Here is a 15426-nt window from a genome sequence, read left to right as displayed (position 1 = left end):
TCCTTCTGCTGAGCGCAGCTTAAGCACACTGCCCGGGGCCGGTCAACACGGGAGGGGCGGAATCGTGATCCGGAGGCTTATGCCAGGTCCGGTACTTCCGTGCTGGAAAGCCTTTTGCGGGCCCGGGCGATTGCGTCAGCCACAGTGGAATCATCCACCCACCGGCCATACACGCTCAGGTGTGTTGCTGGGGAGTGGCCCATCAACGAGGCCGCAACCCTGGGCGATAACTCATACAGCTGGTGGGCTCGTAATGCGAACCCGTGGCGCGCTCCGTATGGCTTCAGGGCATTGCCCTCAGCCACGTATCGCTCCCGGATGGCGCACCACAACGGCTCACGATTGAGCAGGTGACGGGTGGTCTGGGAAGGATTGTTGGGGTCGGTGACCCTGGGCAAACCCTCGGCCCCGCGCTCACGGAGCTGAGCCAGGAGATCGGCGCTCATGCCCTCGGCCAGGTGTGGATCCAGGCCGGTGATGAGCCGGGTGGGGGTGTAGCCGCGGCTGTTCCGCTTGCCCTTCAGCACCTCCAGCCGGCCGTCGCTGGTGGGCCGGCAGCAGTACACCTCCCAAGGCCGGAGCCCGAAGCAACCTTGGAGGCCCAGCCATAGGCGCAGCTTGGGGTCGCTCAGGCCCCGAACCAGGGAGACCAGATCGCCGTCGGCGAGGGGCACGGTCAGGGCCGGCGGTGTCTGGCTTTGGCCAACGATCTTGGCCAGGGAGGCCGGCGGCGCCCAGACCCCGGGGAGGCCTTCCTCCTCCACTGCCCAGCGCAACAGGGCGGCCGCGGTCTGGATCGCCTGCTGCCGGCCTCTGGATCCAGGCGCCCCACCGTGGAGCCGGGCGACGCGCTCCAACAGAGCCTTCCCCGTGGCGGGCTTCGGCCGGCCGGCAGCGGCCTGGCACAGCAGCGCCATGGGGGCCCGGTAGATGTTGGCCCAGGTTCTCTCGGCCACCTGGCCGGTGCCGACCTTGTGGCTGTGGAAGCCCTCCACCAGAGCCGCCCAGTCGATGCCACTGGGTCGGACGGGAGTGGCGGCGCCGGTGGCGGGCAGATCGGCCCGGGCCAGGGCGTCCTTCAGATCGAGGCCCTGGTGGATCCCTTCATGGAGCTGGCCCACCAGCTGGAGGATCGTGGAGGCATTGGCCGGGCTCCAGGCGATGGGGGCCATCACGGTGGAGCGGGATCCGTCGGGCCAGGTGAGCGTGATCCGGCAGCGGCCCCGGAGCTGGGCAACGCCCCAGCAGTCGGCCACCTCGGCTCGGACCATGGAGCGGAGACTTTTCTCCCACGCGGGAGCTGCCCGGCGCCTGCCGGGGGATGATGAGGTCATCGGTCGCGGTTTGGTCGTGACTGGTCATGGGCTCGGGGTGTTGTCAGCACCGCCGGGCCCCACCCAACACCTCGGGGAGGTGTGTGGGAGGTGCGCAGGCCGGGTATGGGCTGCGCGCTATGTGCACAGTACGCCATGCGGGCCGTGTGCGGCCAGCGAGGGCAGATCCGGGATCTCAAACTGGGCCTGTGATCTCAGACCTGCCCGCGTTTGCTCCGAAGGCGCCGGCCGAGCCGCCGCCCGAGAGCACCAGCACCGCGTAATCGTTGTCGCCGTCTCCGTCCTGATCAAAGCGGCCCTTCGCTTCGCTCTGGAACGATTCGCGGATGCTGCGCTCCAGGTCGGACTCCGGCTCGTCGTTGTCCGTGTCCAGGTTCATCGCCCCCCACGGGTAGACGATCGGACTCCCCTCCGGCGGTGGCGGCGGCCGTCTGCCCCGCACCGAGGCCAGAGCCCACCAGCCTCCGGCCAGCAGCGCTCCGGCCAGCAGCGGAGCCAGCAGCCAGCCTCGCTTCATCGGCCCCGCCGCGCCATGCCCCCATGCTGCTCACGCCTGCACAGGCTCGCCCCGGCCCCGCCGCGCGGCAGCATCTTCGCGCTGGTTCAGACGTACTAGCCTGAGCGAGTCCGCGCTTTCCGGCCGGGCCGCCCTGTTCCGGTCGCTGCTCCCCCATGCCGCAGGCCATCGCTCTGATCGACGGCAACAACTTCTATGCGGCCTGTGAGAAGAGCCTGGAGCCGGCCCTGATCGGCCGCCCCCTGGTGGTGCTCTCCAACAACGATGGCTGCATCGTCGCCCGCAGCGCCGAGGCCCGCGCTCTCGGCATCGCCATGGGCACCCCCTACTTCAAGGCCCGCCCGGAGCTGGAGCGCCACGGCGTCGTGGTGCGCAGCTCCAACTACGCCCTCTACGGCGACATGAGCCAGCGGCTGATGAGCCTGCTCGAGCTCCACTGCGACGAGCTGGAGATCTATTCGATCGATGAGGCCTTCGCCCGCATCACCCGGCCGGCCGACGGCGACCTGCGGGGCTGGGCCTCCGGCCTGCGGGCCCTGGTGCGCCGCGATCTCGGCCTGCCGATCGCCATCGGCATCGGTGCCAGCAAGGCCCAGGCCAAGCTGGCCAACCGCCTGGCCAAATCCAGCCCCGCCCACGCGGGGATGTTCGATCTCGGCCGCTGCGACGATCCCGACCTCTGGCTGGAGCGGATCGCCATCGAGGACGTGTGGGGCATCGGCCGCCGGCTGTCCCGCTGGTGCCGCCTGCGCGGCATCCGCACCGCCCGCCAGCTGCGCGACATGCCCAGCGGCGAGCTCAGGGCCCGCTGCGGTGTGGTGGGGCTGCGCCTGCAGCGGGAACTGCACGGCCACGCCTGCCTGCCGATGGATCTGGCGCCCTCGCCGAAGCGGGAAACCTGCGTGAGCCGCAGCTTCAGTCGGCCGATCACCCGGGCCGCCGAGCTGCGGGAGGCGGTGGCCACCTATGTGAGCCGTGCCGCCGAGAAGCTGCGCCGGCAGCGGCAGCGGGCCGGAGCCCTCACCGTGTTCGCCCGCACCAGCCCCTTCGCGCCGGGCTTCTACAGCAATGCCGCCAGCGCCCGGCTCGATCTGCCCAGCAACGACACCGCCGTGCTGCTGGCCGCCGCCCTGCCCCTGGCCGACCGCCTCTTCCGTCCCCACCGCCGGCTGGCCAAGGCGGGGGTGCTGATGCAGCAGCTGCAGGGCAGCGATCAGCTCCAGCAGCACCTGTTCGCGTCGCTGCCGCCGGCCGAGCAGCAACGGCGCGAACGCCTGATGGCCACGATCGATCGCCTCAACCACCGCTACGGCCGGGGCACGGTGGCATGGGCCGCCTGCGGCCTGCAGCCCGGTTGGGCCATGCGCCGCCAGTGCCTCAGCCGCGCCGCCACCACCCGCCTGGCGGATGTGCCCCTGGTGCGGGCCTGACCCGCTCAGCCGGTGCTCAGCCCGTGTTCAGCCGGCGCGCCGCGGCGGCAGCAGCAGGGCCATGCAGAGCACGCCGATCAGGGGTCCGGGCGGCCAGTTGAGCGCCAGGGCCAGCAGGAAACCGCCGCCGCTGAGCAGGGCCCCCAGCACCGAGGCCCGCAGCATGGCCCGCTGCAGGCTCACGGCGCCGGAGAGGCCCACCAGTGCGGGGGCGCACATCAGGCCGATCACCAGGATCACCCCCACCGCCGTCATCGCGGTGGTGACCACCAGCGCGGTGCAGAGCGCCAGCAGCAGCCGCAGCCGCCCCACCGGCACGCCGCAGGCCTCGGCCCCCTGGGGGTCCACCCCGAGGAACACCAGCTCCCGCCGCCAGCGCAGCACCACCCCCAGCAGCAGCAGCAGGGCCAGCAGCGCCCAGAGCAGGTCGTTTGGCCCGCTGAGCAGCAGATCGCCGAAGAGGAGCGCCTCCAGATCCACCCGCACCTGCAGCAACGGGATCAGCAGCACCCCGAGCCCGAGGAAGCCCGCCAGCACCGTGTTGGTCACCGCATCGCGCTCGCGCCCGGCGGGTGCGGCGAACAGGCGTTCGGAGAGCAGCACCGCCAGCAGGCCGCTCAGGGCACCGCCCAGCAGGGGCGAGAGCTTCAGGGCCACCGCCACCGCCAGCCCCGGCAGCACCGCGTGGGAGATCAGGTTGCCCAGGAGCACCCGGCGCTGCACCAGCAGCAGGGTGCCGCTCAGGGGCGCCAGCAGCCCGGTGAGCAGAGCCATCAGCAGCGGCGTCAGCCACCAGGTCATCCGCGGATCCGGAGTTCGGCTAGAAGGGAGAGACGCCCATGCAGCAGATGGCGATCAGCGTCAAACAGGACCGCATCCTCGAGGCGCTGGAGCGCAGTGAGGATGAGGTGAGCGGCCAGGCTCTGCACCGCGCTCTGGCCGATGCGGGCCACGGCATGGGGCTCGCCACCGTCTACCGGCACCTGAGAGCGCTGCAGCAACAGGGCCGCATCCGCTGCCGGGTACTGCCCAACGGTGAGGCGCTCTATGCCCCGGTGGACAGGGATCGCCACCACATCACCTGCGTGGACTGCGGCCGCAGCGAACCCCTGGCGGGTTGTCCGATCGAGGAGGTGCATCTGCCACATGCGGAGCACCAGGGGTACCGGATGCTGTTTCACACGCTGGAGTTCTACGGCCTCTGCGAGCCCTGCCGGCGCCGGCAGGAGCAGGGTGGGGGCGGTTCAGCGGGCTGACGGCGGCGGGGTTCGCTCATCCGCAGCGGTGGTTGCCCATCGACACCGCCCCGAGGGTCCGGCGGATCGTGTCCGGTGGACCGTCCGCCAGTACCGAGCCATCGAGCACCACCACCCGGTCGTAGGCATCGAGGGCCGTGCCCCAGTCGTGGCCGCTCACCAGCAGGGTGAGGCCGGCCCGGCACACCTCACGCATCACCCGCAGCAGCTGCTCGCGTGAGGGGGGATCAATCGCGGCGGTGGGTTCATCGAGCAGCAGCACATCGGCTGGCTGCACCAGGGTGCGGGCCAGCAGGGTGCGCTGCTGCTGGCCGCCGGAGAGCTGATCGAGCCGCTGGCCGGCCAGCTCCGTGAGGCCCACCCGCTGCAGGGCGGCCGCCACATCGCAGCAGCCATGCCGCTTCCCGCTGCGGTGGCCCAGCTCCACCATCCCCGCCACGGTGATCGGGAAGTGCCAGTCGATCTCGCCCCGCTGGGGCATCAGCGCCACCCGGCTCCGCTGGCCCCGGATCGGGGCTCCGTCCAGCTCCACGCTGCCGCGATCGGGGGCGAGTTGCCCCTGCAGCACCTGGAGCAGGGTGGTTTTGCCGGCGCCGTTGGGCCCCACCAGGGCGGTGAGGCTGCCGGGCTCCAGGGTCAGGGATACATCGCGCAGAGCCTGGCGCGTTCCCCGGCTGAGATGCACGCCCTTGGCCTGCAGCATGCATCTGGGTGACATCGATGGGGAGCTTAGGTGTGGCCTGGCGGGGTGATCGGGCCTCAGAAGCTGAAGGTCACACCCGTGCCCACGTGATGCTGCCAGCCCTCGCCCCAGCCGGGGCCATCCTGGGAGCTGTAGGCCGGTTTCCAGTGGGCGAACAGCACCACACTCTCGGCCACGGGAACGGCCACCTGCACCTCGCCGGCGAAGTCGGTGCGCTGCTCCAGGCCTGAGTAGCTGCCGGGGGTGTAGAAGCGCGGGCCGGCATCGATGCGGATCGACACCAGATCGATGTTGAAGCCGAAGCCGAACCGGGGATCGGTGTAGTTGCCGATCCAGGTGCCATCCGATTCCCAGCCCTGCCGGTGATCGACTGACAGGTAGATCCCATCGATCACATCCTGCAGGCCATCACCGAGAGCGAAGTTCACATCACCATCGCCGAGGGCCCACACCACTTTGGCTCCGATCTCGTTCTTCAGGCCGCGGATGTCCTCGTCCTGATCGCGGGTTACGTAATAGGGCTTGTATTCCAGTGACAGGCTGAGCCGATCATTCGGGGCGTAGCGCACCTGCAGATAGCCCTTGATGTCTGTGCGCTTGAACGTGGTGTCGTGACCATGGGCGTGGCCGCCGTGACCATGACCGCCATGATCGTCATGGCCGTGATCATCGTGACCATGGTCGTCGTGATCATCGTGATGGGCGTGCTCATCGTGGTGATCGTCATGCCCATGATCGTCATGGTCGTGATCATCATGATCATCGTGGTCGGCATGATCGTCGTCATGCCCGTGATCATCGTGGTCGTCATGATCATCGTGGTCGTCGTGATCGGCATGGTCATCGTCATGCCCGTGATCATCGTGATCGTCATGGTCATCGTGATCGCCGTGGTCGTCGCGATGCACGCGTCCGTAGAAGTGCTCGGCCTCGCCCCACACCAGGGCCGGGCCCACCGCCGCCTCGATCGTGAGGCTGCTGCCGTTGCCCAGGCCCCACTCCATCACCGCGCCGAACATGCCGTCGATGGCGTAGTGCTCGGGCCGGCCTTCCAGGTTCAGCTCATAGCCGCCATGGCCCTCGATCGTGATCACCGGCGTGGCCCGGAACTCGCCGCCCTCCAGGGGCTCGCCTCCGGCTCCCCCGTGGGTTCCGTGGGCCCGGCCGGTGGGGGCCAGCGCGCTCTCAACGGCCAGGGGGCTGAGCAACAGGGCCAGCAGCAGGGCGTGGCGGGGCTGCAGAAAACGGGCAAGCATCAGAACAGCGGAGCGAGGGAGCAGATGGGGAGGGGGTTGGTTGAAGCGGTCTGATCAGCGGATTGCGTCCCACTGCGACTCCAGGGCATCGGCCTTGGTCTGATCGCACTGGCCGCCCTGGCCCTTCACCACGGTGCAGATGTTCCAGGTCGCGGTGGACACCGTGGAGCGATCCGGGCCGAGTCCTTCCGGATAGAGCGGCGTGTCGTTGACCGGTATGCCGGTGCTGCGGCTGATGCGGCGCAGGGTCTTGTTGGCCGGCAGCGATTCCGGAAACAGCGTTTTGGCGCCGGAGGCCTTCACCGCCGAGGTGATCGCCCTCAGGCTGGAGGGCCGCAACACACCCTTGCTGGTGAAGCTGTCCAGCATGGTGATCTGGGTGATGTCGTAGCGATCGGCCAGGTGGCTGTAGGCCTGGTGCTCACTCACCAGCACGCGCTGGGGCTGCGCCAGGGTGCCGAACTGGCTGCCGCCCCAGCTGCCCAGTTGAGAGAGCACCGCGTTCGCCTTGCGGCCTCGCGCCTGGAGACCCGCGTGTTCCGAAGCCGGCAGCACGCTCTGCAGGCGTGCGGTCACCACCTCGGCCATGGCGGCGGTGTTGGCCGGATCGTGCCAGACGTGCGGATCGGCGCCGTCGTAGTTGGGCATCGCCAGCTCCGCCACGGCCACGACCTTCGGGTTGCCCTCGAGCTTCATCGCGGCCGGCGAGAGCTTGAAGCCGTTGTGCAGCACCAGATCGGCCCTGGACAGGGCCCGGCGATCGCTGCCGCGGAAGCGGAAGGTGTGGGGGTCGGCGCCGGCCGGGATCAGGCAGATCACCGAGGCGGAGGAGCCGGCCAGGGTGCGGGTGAGGTCGCAGAGCACCCCGTCCACGGCCACCACGGTGGGTTTGCCGGCCTGGGCCTGCACCCCGGCAGGGGCCAGGACGAGGGGTGCCGCTGCAAGACCAGCGGCGCACAGCGCAAGGACGGATCGGAACGGGAGCCGCAGCACAGGCCATGAAAGAGAATCGTTCTCATTGTTGGGAGCTCCCCGGATTTGTCTTCGCTTGGCTCCACGCCAGTCACAATCCGTGACCACTCCCGTTGCCACACCGCCATGAATCCGGATCGGGCCACCGCGTTCGGAGTGGTGGGATGACAGCGGTGGATGCCGAGATCTGGTGGCTGACGCCGCTGCTGATGGTGGTGCTGGTGGGCCTGGTCTGCCCCGCCACCGGGGCGTTGCTGGTGACGCAACGGCGTGTGCTCCAGGCCAACCTGATGGCTCACGCTGTGCTGCCCGGCCTGGTGCTCGCCCTGGCTCTGGGCCTGGATCCGATCCTGGGCGGGCTCATCAGCGGTCTGCTGGGCTCCCTCTTGGCCGAGGTCCTCAGCCACCGCTGCTCCGGCCGTGAGGAGAGCGTGCTCAACACCGTGTTGGCGGGTTTTCTGGCCCTCGGAGTGCTGTTGGCCCCCCTGCTGCAGCTGCGGATCGACCTGGAGGCCCTGCTCTTCGGGGATCTTCTCGCGGTGGGCCCGGCCGATCTGGTGCGGATGCTGGTCGCCGCCGCGGTCCTCGCGGTGCTGGTGCTGAGCTCCTACCGCAATCTGGTCTTCGTGGGGGTGGATGCGGCCGGGGCCGAGGCCGCCCGCCTGCCGGTGCGGCGCCTCAAGCTCGTGCTCACCTTCACCACGGGCCTGGTGGTGATCAGCTCGATGGCGGCGGTGGGGGTGGTGCTGGTGATCGCCCTGCTCTGTGCGCCTGTGCTGATGCACATCGAGGCCAGCCGCAGCCTGCAGCGGCTGATGCTGCGGGCCGCCGCCACCGGCCTGCTGCTCGGTGTGGGCGGCCTGCTGGCGGCCGTTCTGGTGGATGCGCCGCCGGGCGCCCTGATCGGTGTGCTCTGCCTGGGTTTGCTTGTCTTCAAGCGGCCGCTGCCGACGACCTCATGAGGCGGCCGCGGCCGGCTCCTGCGCCGGCACAGGCTCGCCCCCGCCCGGCAGCCGGCTGAAGCCGGCGCAGCGCTGCCGGTCGAGATGGCCGATGTGGCGCCGCTCGCTGTAATACAGCTCCTGGAACGAGAGCACGTCCTGATTGAGGTCGCGGAACAGGTGCTCCACCTGGTCCTCCATGGCGCCGTCTGATCGGGCGGACGGATCCTGCTGCTCGAGCAGCTGGGCGAGGCAGGTCTCCAGGGTCTGCAGCCGCCGGCTGCTCCAGGCCTCGAGCAGGTGGCGGCAGCGGCGCAGGCTGCGCTGCCGCTCCAGCGAGGCGGTGGCCCCCTGCAGGCTCAGCAGCGGTTCGGCCAGCGCCAGCCGATCCAGATCCGAGGGCAGCAGCAGCCCCTGCAGCCGATCCAGCAGGGCCGGATCGTCGCTGAGCAGCTGGTCGCTCAGGGCAGCGGCGAGATCGAACTCCGCCAGGAGGTCGTCGCTGCCCTGTCCCCGGCTGATCGCCTGCAGGGCCTCCACCCCGAGCCGCTCCTCCTCCAGTTCGCTCAGCGACGCCCAGAGGCGGCGGTGGTGCTGCAGGGCGAAATTCTCCAGATCGCGCTGGTGCAGCTCGTGGCGGATCGTGCCCCGCAGCCGCGGGTGGTGCAGGTAGAGCCGCAGGATCAGGGCTTCGGCCCGCTCGCGCTGCCCGGCCTCGCCGGGCTGATCGAAGCGCTGGGAGCGCCCGTGCCAGCGCTGGCCCTTCACCTGCTGGCGCAGGTCCTGCTCCAGCTGCAGGGCCAGGCGGGCCTGGCCGCCGCTGAGCCGTTCGGCCACCTGCTGCAGGTAGTGGCTGCGCACGGCGCTGGCCGGCAGGCGGCCGAGCAGGGTCACCAGGTCGGCCACCGCCTGCTGGAACTGATCGGCCCGCCGCAGGTCCTTGCCCTCCAGGATCGTCTCGATCTGCCAGTCGAGCCAGAGGGGTGCCTGATCAAGCAGGGCCCTGTAGGCCTCGGGCGTGCGCTCCTTCAGGAACTCATCGGGGTCCTTGCCGGAGGGCAGGTGCAGCACACGCAGCTGCAGCTGCCCCTGCAGGGCCAGCTGCTCCACCTCGCCGATGGCCCGCTGGGCCGCGCGCACGCCGGCGCCGTCGGCATCGAAGTTGAGCACGATCCGCTTGCTCTCGCAGCAGCGGCAGAGCTGGGTGATCTGTCCGGCGTTCAGGGCCGTGCCGAGAGCGGCCACGGCGTTCTCGATGCCGGCGGCGTGCAGGGCGATCACATCGAAGTAACCCTCCACCACCACGGCCCGGTCCGCCTTGCGGATCGCCGACGCCGCCAGGTCGAGCCCGAACAGATGGCGGCCCTTCTCGAACAGTTCGGTTTCGGGCGAGTTGAGGTATTTGGGTTCGCCGCCATCGAGGCTGCGGCCGCCGAAGGCGATCACCCGGCCCTGACGGTTGCGGATCGGCACCATCACCCGATGGCGGAAGCGGTCGTAGAAGCCGTTGCCTCCCTTGCGGGCCACCACCAGCCCGGCCGCCTCCAGCAGCTCGGGGCGGATCCGCTCCACCCGCTGCAGATGGTCGAGCAGGCCATCCCAGCGCTCGGGCGCATAGCCGAGCTGGAAGCGCTCGATCGTGGCCGCGCTCAGGCCGCGCGTGTCGCGCAGATAGCCCAGGGCGCCGCGCCCGGCCTCGCTCTGGAGCTGCTGCCGGAACCAGCCGCTGGCCAGATCGAGCACCCGGTGCAGTTGCTCGCGGCGGGAGAGCTGCTGCCGCAGCCGCTCCTGCTGGGGCCCCTCCACCGTCTCCACCGGCACCTGGTAGCGCCGCGCCAGATCGAGCACCACCTCGGAGAAGTTCTGGCGCTGGAACTCCATCAGGAACTTGATGGCGTTGCCGCCGGCACCGCAGGAGAAGCAGTAGTAGAACTGCTTGGCGGGAGACACCGTCATCGACGGTTTGCTGTCGTCGTGGAAGGGGCAGATCCCCACGAACTCCCGGCCCTTCTTCTGCAGCACCACGTGGTCGCCCACCACATCCACGATGTCGGCCCGGTCCTTGACCGCCTCGATCGTGCGCGGGTGGAGGCGGGGCTGGCCCATGGACGACGCGGCGGCCGGCTGCGGTCTTCACACTACATCTGGTGTCGAGATGCCTGCCTCACGCTTTCCCTGCTGGTCTCGCTGCTGCTGCCGGGCCGCAGCCTGCCGGCGGCGGCGGCCGAGTCCGGCCCGGCCAGCCCGCTGCCGGCAGCCGACGGAGCCGCCTCGCCCGAGCAGCTGGACGCGGCTGCGGTGGCCGCCTTCCGGCTTGGAACGGCCGCCGGCTGGCGGCAGGCGATCACCCTCTGGCAGGCCCTGCTCCAGCGCCTGGGGCCCGAGGCGGATCCCAGCCGGCTGGGCCTGATCCACACCCTGATGGGCAATGCCCACTCCCTGCTCGGGGAGAAACCCCGGGCCGGCGAGCGCTACCGCCGGGCGCTGGAGCTGCATCGCGCCGCCGGCGATCGCCCGGGGGAGGCCGTGGTGCTCAGCAACCTGGGCCAGCTGGCGTCCGAACTGGGGGAGATGGAGCAGGCCCTGGAGCTGCTGGAGCAGTCGCGCAGCCTGCACCGGCAGTTGCAGAACCGGGCGGGCGAGGCCACCAGCCTCAACAACATGGCGGTGGTGCTCGAGGGCATGGGCGAGCGGCGCCGGGCCCTGGCGCTGCACCGAAGGGTTCTGGCGATCCGTCAGCAGTCGGCGGATGCGGCCGGTGAAGCCCTGAGCTGGAACAACATCGGCGCCATCCTCGATGACCTGGGGGATGGGGCCGCGGCGCGCTCCGCCTACGGCCGCAGTCTTGAGCTGCGGCGGCAACGGGGCGATCCCCTCGGCGAGGCCACCGTCCTCAGCAATCTGGCCCTGCTGGAGAAACGGCTCGGACGGTTGGCGGAGGCCCAGGCCCTGCTGGAGCGGGCCCTGGTGATCCAGCGCCAGGCCGGTGCCCCAGAGGGCCTGGCGGTGAGCCTGGCCAACCTGGCCGCCTTGCATGACGATCTCGGCCAGCCTGCCCAGGCCCGGGCGCTTCTGGAGGACTCGCTGGCGATCCGCCGCCGCATCGGCGATCGCCGCGGCGAGGCGGTGCTGCTCTCCAACCTCGGCCTGCTGCAGCTGCAGCAGGGCCGCCCCCGGCAGGCCCGCTCCAGCTTCGAGCGGGCCCTGGCGATCGCGCGGGACACGGCCCACCCGGCGGCGGAGGCTGCCGCGCTGATCAACCGGGCCTCGCTCGAGGAGACGGTGGGCGAGTTTCAGGCCGCTCTGGAGTCGCTGCGGGCGGCCGTCGCCATCCTGCGCCGCATCGGCGATCCCCTCGGCGAGGCGGTGGTGAGCGGCAATCTCGGCGCCGTGTACGAGAGCGTGGGGGAGGGCGAGCAGGCGGAGTTGCAGCTGCGCCGGGCCCTGGCCGCCTACAGGGAGCTCGACTCCCCGTCCGGCATCGCGGTGAGCCGGAACAATCTCGGCAGCCTGCTCAACCGGCGGGGCCGGCCGGAGCAGGCCCTGGTCCCTCTGCGGGCCGCCGAGGCCATGCACCGCGCCAGCGGCGATCGCGACGGCCTGGCCCGTGCCCTCAACAACATCGGGGCGGCCCACGTGCTCGCCGGCCGCCCCGAGCCGGCTCGACGCGCCTATCGCCAGGCCCTGGCGATCAAGCGGCAGCTGGGCGACCGGCGCGGTGAGGCCGTGACGCTCAACAACCTGGGCAATCTGGAGGCGGTGGGCTCCACACCCCGCCGGGGCCTCGAACCGCTCGATGCCGCCCTCGCCCTGCAGCGCGGCGTCGACGATGCCGAGGGGATGGCCACCACGCTGCTGAACCGCGGCCGGCTGCACCGCCGCCTGGGGGATCACCAGGCCGCTCTGAGCGATCTGGCCGAGTCGGTGCGCCTGATCGATGGCCTGCGCAGCCGCCTGGCCGACGACGATCTGCGGGCCTCCTTCCTGGCCTCGGCCCATGAGCACATCGATGCCCTGATCGATCTGCTGATGGAGCTGCACCGGCTGGAGCCCGGCGCCGGCCATGCCCTGCGGGCCTATGCCGTGCAGGAGCAGTCCCGCGCCCGGGGCCTGCGCGATGGCCTCGCCCGCCAGGGCGACCGCCCCGGCCGCGAACAGCGCCAGCGGCGCCGCGCCATCGAACGGGAGCTGAGGGCCCTGGGGCCGCCGTCCGAGGTCAGCGCCGCCAGGCGCCAGGCGCTAATGGATGCCGATCTGGTGCTGCAGCAGGAGCTGCACGGACTGGCGGGCGCGGCCGTGCCGGTTCCCGGCAGCCCCGTGCCCAGCCTCGAGCAGGCCCGCCGCCTGATCGAGCGGCTGCGCCGCGAGTTGCTGCAGGAGGGCGACGTGCTGCTGCAATACAACCTCGGCCCCGAGCGCAGCACGCTCTGGGTGGTGGACCGCGACGGCCTGGCGGTCCATGCGCTGCCGCCGGGCCCCGAGATCAGCGAGCAGGTGCAGGCCCTGCGCCGATCCCTGCTCGGGCTCCCCGATGCCGCCCTGCTCAGCCGGCTGCACGCGCTGCTGATCGGCCCGGCCGATCTGCCGGCGGACACCCGCCGCCTGATCCTGGTGCCCGACGGTGCGCTGCAGGTGCTGCCCTTCGCTGCGCTGGAGGATCCGGCCAGCGGCGAGCCGTTGCTGGCCCGCTTCTCCCTCGCTCACCTTCCCTCGGTGCAGGCGGTGCTGGATCGCCCGGCCTCAGCCCCGCCGGATGCCGGCGGCGATGGCCGGCTGCCGATGCTGATCGTGGCCGATCCGGATCTGGGGGCGGGGCGCCCCCACGGTGAGCTCAGGGCCGGCCCGAGCCGGCGCAATTGCAGCCTGGCGTGGCAGCCCCTGCCGGGTACCGGCCGGGAGCTGGAGGCCATCGCTCAGGTGGTGAGCGAGGCCGATCGGGTGGTGGCCCGCGGCGCCGAGGCCACCGCCGCTCGTCTGCTGGCCCTCGATCCGGCCCGCTTCCCGGTGCTCCACTTCGCCACCCACGCCTGCGTGAATGCCCGCCGGCCCGACTTCTCCGGCATCGTGCTCGCCGCCGAGCGCAGCCCGGCCGGAGTGGCCGACCCGGCGGTGGATTTCCTCTACCTGCAGGAGATCCTGGATCTGGAGCTCGACTCCGAGCTGGTGGTGCTCAGCGCCTGCGACACCGCCCTGGGCCGCCAGCTGGAGGGGGAGGGGCCCCTCAGCCTCAGCCGGGCCTTCATGCTGGCGGGGGCCCGCACCGTGCTCTCGAGCCTGTGGAGCGTCGACGACCGCAGCACCGCCGCCCTGATGGCGGCCTTCTACCGCCACTGGATCGATGCTGGCCTGCCACTGGATGCCGCCCTGCGCCAGGCCCAGCTCGAGTTGATGCGCACCCCGCGCTGGCGGGCGCCCTACCACTGGGCGGCCTTCCATCTGCACGGCCGATGGCGCTGAGGTCGTGAAGGGCATCCTCGGACCGGCCGCCCTGGCCGGCGGCTCGAAGCGCTTCGTGGTGGCCTCGGCCCTCAGCTTCAGCCTGATGACCGTGTGCGTGAAGCAGCTGGCCGGCCGGATTCCGGTGGCCGAGGTACTGCTGGCCCGCTCCCTGATCACCTTGGCGATCACGGCCGTGCTATTGCGACGTGAAGGCGTTTGGCCCTGGGGCCACCGGCGCGGCTGGCTGGTGCTGCGCGGGCTGGTGGGCACCGGCGCCCTGCTCTGCGTCTTCGCCGCGATCACGCGCCTGCCGCTCGCCACCGCCACGGTGCTCCAGTACACCTATCCCACCTTCACGGCGGTGATGGGCTGGCTGCTGCTGAAGGAGCAGGTGGCCCGCCGGCTGGCCGTGGCCGTGCTGCTGGGCTGGACGGGCGTGCTGCTGGTGGTGGAGCCCTCCTGGCTGAGCGGCGCGGCGGCGCGGGGTCTCGATCCCCTCTCCGTGGCGATCGCCCTCGGCGGCGCCCTGATGACCAGCCTGGCCTATGTGTGCGTGCGCCATCTGGGCCGCAGCGAGCACCCGCTGGTGATCGTGTTCTATTTCCCGCTGGTGTCGGTGCCGATCGTGCTGCCGGCGGTGCTGGGCAACTTCGTGATGCCGATCGGCAGCGACTGGCTCTGGCTGCTGGGGGTTGGTGTGTTCACCCAGCTGGGCCAGGTGTGGATCACCCGGGGGTTAACGCTGCTGCCGGCGGCCCGGGCCACCGCCATCAGTTATGTGCAGGTGGTGTTCGCCAGCCTCTGGGGCGTGTGGCTGTTCGCCGAACCGATCGATGGCTGGATGGTGAGCGGTGCGGCGGTGGTGCTGCTGGCGACCGTCCTCAGTGCCAGCGCCAGGTCGCGTAACATTTGATACGGGCCCTGCGTGGGCCAGCATGCGGAACTGTTAAGGAGGCTTGAACACGATGACCACCACAACCACCGCTCAGGTGCTCAGCGATCTGCCCCAGCGCAGCGTGGCCGAGCCGATGGACGCCGGCATCCTTGAGCAGCTGCAGCAGCACCTCCATCTGGAGACCCAGGCCTCCTATCACTACTGGGAGCTCTCCGGCCGTTTCGCCTCGCGTGAGCTGCGTGGTTTCGCCAGTTTCCTTCAGAACGAATCCGATTCCGAGCGCGAGCACGCCGGCCGCTTCATCGATTATCTGAACGACCGCGGCGCCAGCTTCCGCCTCGGCAGCCAGACCCCCTTCCAGGGCGATGCCTCCAGCGTGGTGGCGGTGTTCGAGGCCGTGTTCGGCATGGAGCGCGACGTGACCAGCTCCCTCCAGCAGATCCACCGCCTGGCCGAGGAAGCCGGTGACACCCGCACCGCGGTGTTCCTTGAGCCCCTGATCGAGGACCAGATCACTTCGGAAGGCAATGCCGCCCACCTGCTGGGCCGCCTCCGTATCGCCGCCGGCAATCCCGCCGCCCTGCTGCTGATCGATCAGGAACTGGGCGAAGGCCACGATGCGCCGCATCGCCTGGCCGGCGATTCCGACAGCTGAATTCGGTAGAGCTTCCCCTGGCCTGGTT

At 70.7% G+C, this 15426-nt stretch carries 13 protein-coding genes; 6 read left to right on the top strand and 7 right to left on the bottom strand.

Going from position 1 to position 15426, the window contains the following annotated elements; translation table 11 throughout:
• Positions 1-77: 77 nt before the first annotated feature.
• On the bottom strand, positions 78-1271 hold the full coding sequence (locus EVJ50_RS03865) for a hypothetical protein (RefSeq protein WP_150882441.1): 1194 nt from the start codon (positions 1269-1271) through the stop codon (positions 78-80).
• 238 nt (positions 1272-1509) lie between these two features.
• Entirely contained in the window at positions 1510-1851 is a 342-nt protein-coding gene (locus EVJ50_RS03860) for a hypothetical protein (RefSeq protein WP_150882440.1), read from the bottom strand.
• A gap of 155 nt (positions 1852-2006) precedes the next feature.
• On the opposite strand from EVJ50_RS03860, the gene EVJ50_RS03855 reads away from it, so the two are divergent.
• Complete coding sequence (locus tag EVJ50_RS03855; RefSeq protein ID WP_150882439.1) at positions 2007-3281, top strand: Y-family DNA polymerase; 1275 nt, start codon at positions 2007-2009, stop codon at positions 3279-3281.
• 27 nt (positions 3282-3308) lie between these two features.
• Here the strand turns inward: EVJ50_RS03855 and EVJ50_RS03850 are convergent, their stop codons facing one another.
• Complete coding sequence (locus EVJ50_RS03850) at positions 3309-4082, bottom strand: metal ABC transporter permease (RefSeq protein ID WP_150882438.1); 774 nt, start codon at positions 4080-4082, stop codon at positions 3309-3311.
• 47 nt (positions 4083-4129) lie between these two features.
• On the opposite strand from EVJ50_RS03850, the gene EVJ50_RS03845 reads away from it, so the two are divergent.
• Entirely contained in the window at positions 4130-4537 is a 408-nt protein-coding gene (locus EVJ50_RS03845) for a Fur family transcriptional regulator (RefSeq protein WP_150882437.1), read from the top strand.
• A 16-nt stretch (positions 4538-4553) separates the two neighbouring features.
• Here EVJ50_RS03845 and EVJ50_RS03840 read toward each other — a convergent pair whose 3' ends face one another.
• From EVJ50_RS03840 to EVJ50_RS03830, 3 genes are read right to left on the bottom strand one after another with little or no spacing between them, the layout of a single operon-like run.
• Complete coding sequence (locus tag EVJ50_RS03840) at positions 4554-5240, bottom strand: metal ABC transporter ATP-binding protein (protein WP_150882436.1); 687 nt, start codon at positions 5238-5240, stop codon at positions 4554-4556.
• A gap of 56 nt (positions 5241-5296) precedes the next feature.
• Positions 5297-6496, bottom strand: coding sequence for a hypothetical protein (locus tag EVJ50_RS03835; RefSeq protein ID WP_150882435.1), 1200 nt, complete (start codon positions 6494-6496; stop codon positions 5297-5299).
• 54 nt (positions 6497-6550) lie between these two features.
• Positions 6551-7405: a metal ABC transporter substrate-binding protein gene (locus tag EVJ50_RS03830; RefSeq protein WP_225323069.1), complete on the bottom strand. Its 855-nt coding sequence runs from the start codon at positions 7403-7405 to the stop codon at positions 6551-6553.
• 227 nt (positions 7406-7632) lie between these two features.
• On the opposite strand from EVJ50_RS03830, the gene EVJ50_RS03825 reads away from it, so the two are divergent.
• Complete coding sequence (locus EVJ50_RS03825; RefSeq protein WP_150882434.1) at positions 7633-8430, top strand: metal ABC transporter permease; 798 nt, start codon at positions 7633-7635, stop codon at positions 8428-8430.
• Here the strand turns inward: EVJ50_RS03825 and dnaG are convergent.
• Entirely contained in the window at positions 8425-10515 is a 2091-nt protein-coding gene (gene dnaG, locus EVJ50_RS03820; RefSeq protein WP_150882433.1) for a DNA primase, read from the bottom strand. The two genes, EVJ50_RS03825 and dnaG, sit on opposite strands and share 6 nt — an antisense overlap.
• Here dnaG and EVJ50_RS03815 point away from each other — a divergent pair.
• The 3 genes from EVJ50_RS03815 to EVJ50_RS03805 are packed head-to-tail and all read left to right on the top strand — an operon-like array spanning position 10495 to position 15398.
• The gene (locus tag EVJ50_RS03815) at positions 10495-13866 is read left to right on the top strand and encodes a CHAT domain-containing tetratricopeptide repeat protein (RefSeq protein WP_150882432.1); all 3372 of its coding nucleotides are present in this window, start codon (positions 10495-10497) and stop codon (positions 13864-13866) included. The genes dnaG and EVJ50_RS03815 overlap by 21 nt on opposite strands.
• A gap of 4 nt (positions 13867-13870) precedes the next feature.
• Entirely contained in the window at positions 13871-14761 is an 891-nt protein-coding gene (locus tag EVJ50_RS03810) for a DMT family transporter (protein WP_225323068.1), read from the top strand.
• 52 nt (positions 14762-14813) lie between these two features.
• Positions 14814-15398 carry a ferritin gene (locus tag EVJ50_RS03805; protein ID WP_150882431.1) on the top strand — a complete coding sequence of 195 codons (585 nt, stop codon included), beginning with the start codon at positions 14814-14816 and terminating at the stop codon, positions 15396-15398.
• Positions 15399-15426: the final 28 nt, after the last annotated feature.

Origin of the sequence: Synechococcus sp. RSCCF101, assembly GCF_008807075.1 — a bacterium.
GTDB lineage: Bacteria > Cyanobacteriota > Cyanobacteriia > PCC-6307 > Cyanobiaceae > RSCCF101.
Note: the sequence above shows the minus strand (reverse complement) of the source record. Positions and strands in the feature narration are given on the sequence as shown.

Excerpts from the sequence above, each read along its gene's own strand:
- EVJ50_RS03865 (WP_150882441.1), bottom strand. The coding sequence starts at position 1,271 with ATGGTCCGAGCCGAGGTGGCCGACTGCTGGGGCGTTGCCCAGCTCCGG.
- EVJ50_RS03860 (WP_150882440.1), bottom strand. The coding sequence starts at position 1,851 with ATGAAGCGAGGCTGGCTGCTGGCTCCGCTGCTGGCCGGAGCGCTGCTG.
- EVJ50_RS03855 (WP_150882439.1), top strand. The coding sequence starts at position 2,007 with ATGCCGCAGGCCATCGCTCTGATCGACGGCAACAACTTCTATGCGGCC.
- EVJ50_RS03850 (WP_150882438.1), bottom strand. The coding sequence starts at position 4,082 with ATGACCTGGTGGCTGACGCCGCTGCTGATGGCTCTGCTCACCGGGCTG.
- EVJ50_RS03845 (WP_150882437.1), top strand. The coding sequence starts at position 4,130 with ATGGCGATCAGCGTCAAACAGGACCGCATCCTCGAGGCGCTGGAGCGC.
- EVJ50_RS03840 (WP_150882436.1), bottom strand. The coding sequence starts at position 5,240 with ATGCTGCAGGCCAAGGGCGTGCATCTCAGCCGGGGAACGCGCCAGGCT.
- EVJ50_RS03835 (WP_150882435.1), bottom strand. The coding sequence starts at position 6,496 with ATGCTTGCCCGTTTTCTGCAGCCCCGCCACGCCCTGCTGCTGGCCCTG.
- EVJ50_RS03825 (WP_150882434.1), top strand. The coding sequence starts at position 7,633 with ATGACAGCGGTGGATGCCGAGATCTGGTGGCTGACGCCGCTGCTGATG.
- dnaG (WP_150882433.1), bottom strand. The coding sequence starts at position 10,515 with ATGGGCCAGCCCCGCCTCCACCCGCGCACGATCGAGGCGGTCAAGGAC.
- EVJ50_RS03805 (WP_150882431.1), top strand. The coding sequence starts at position 14,814 with ATGACCACCACAACCACCGCTCAGGTGCTCAGCGATCTGCCCCAGCGC.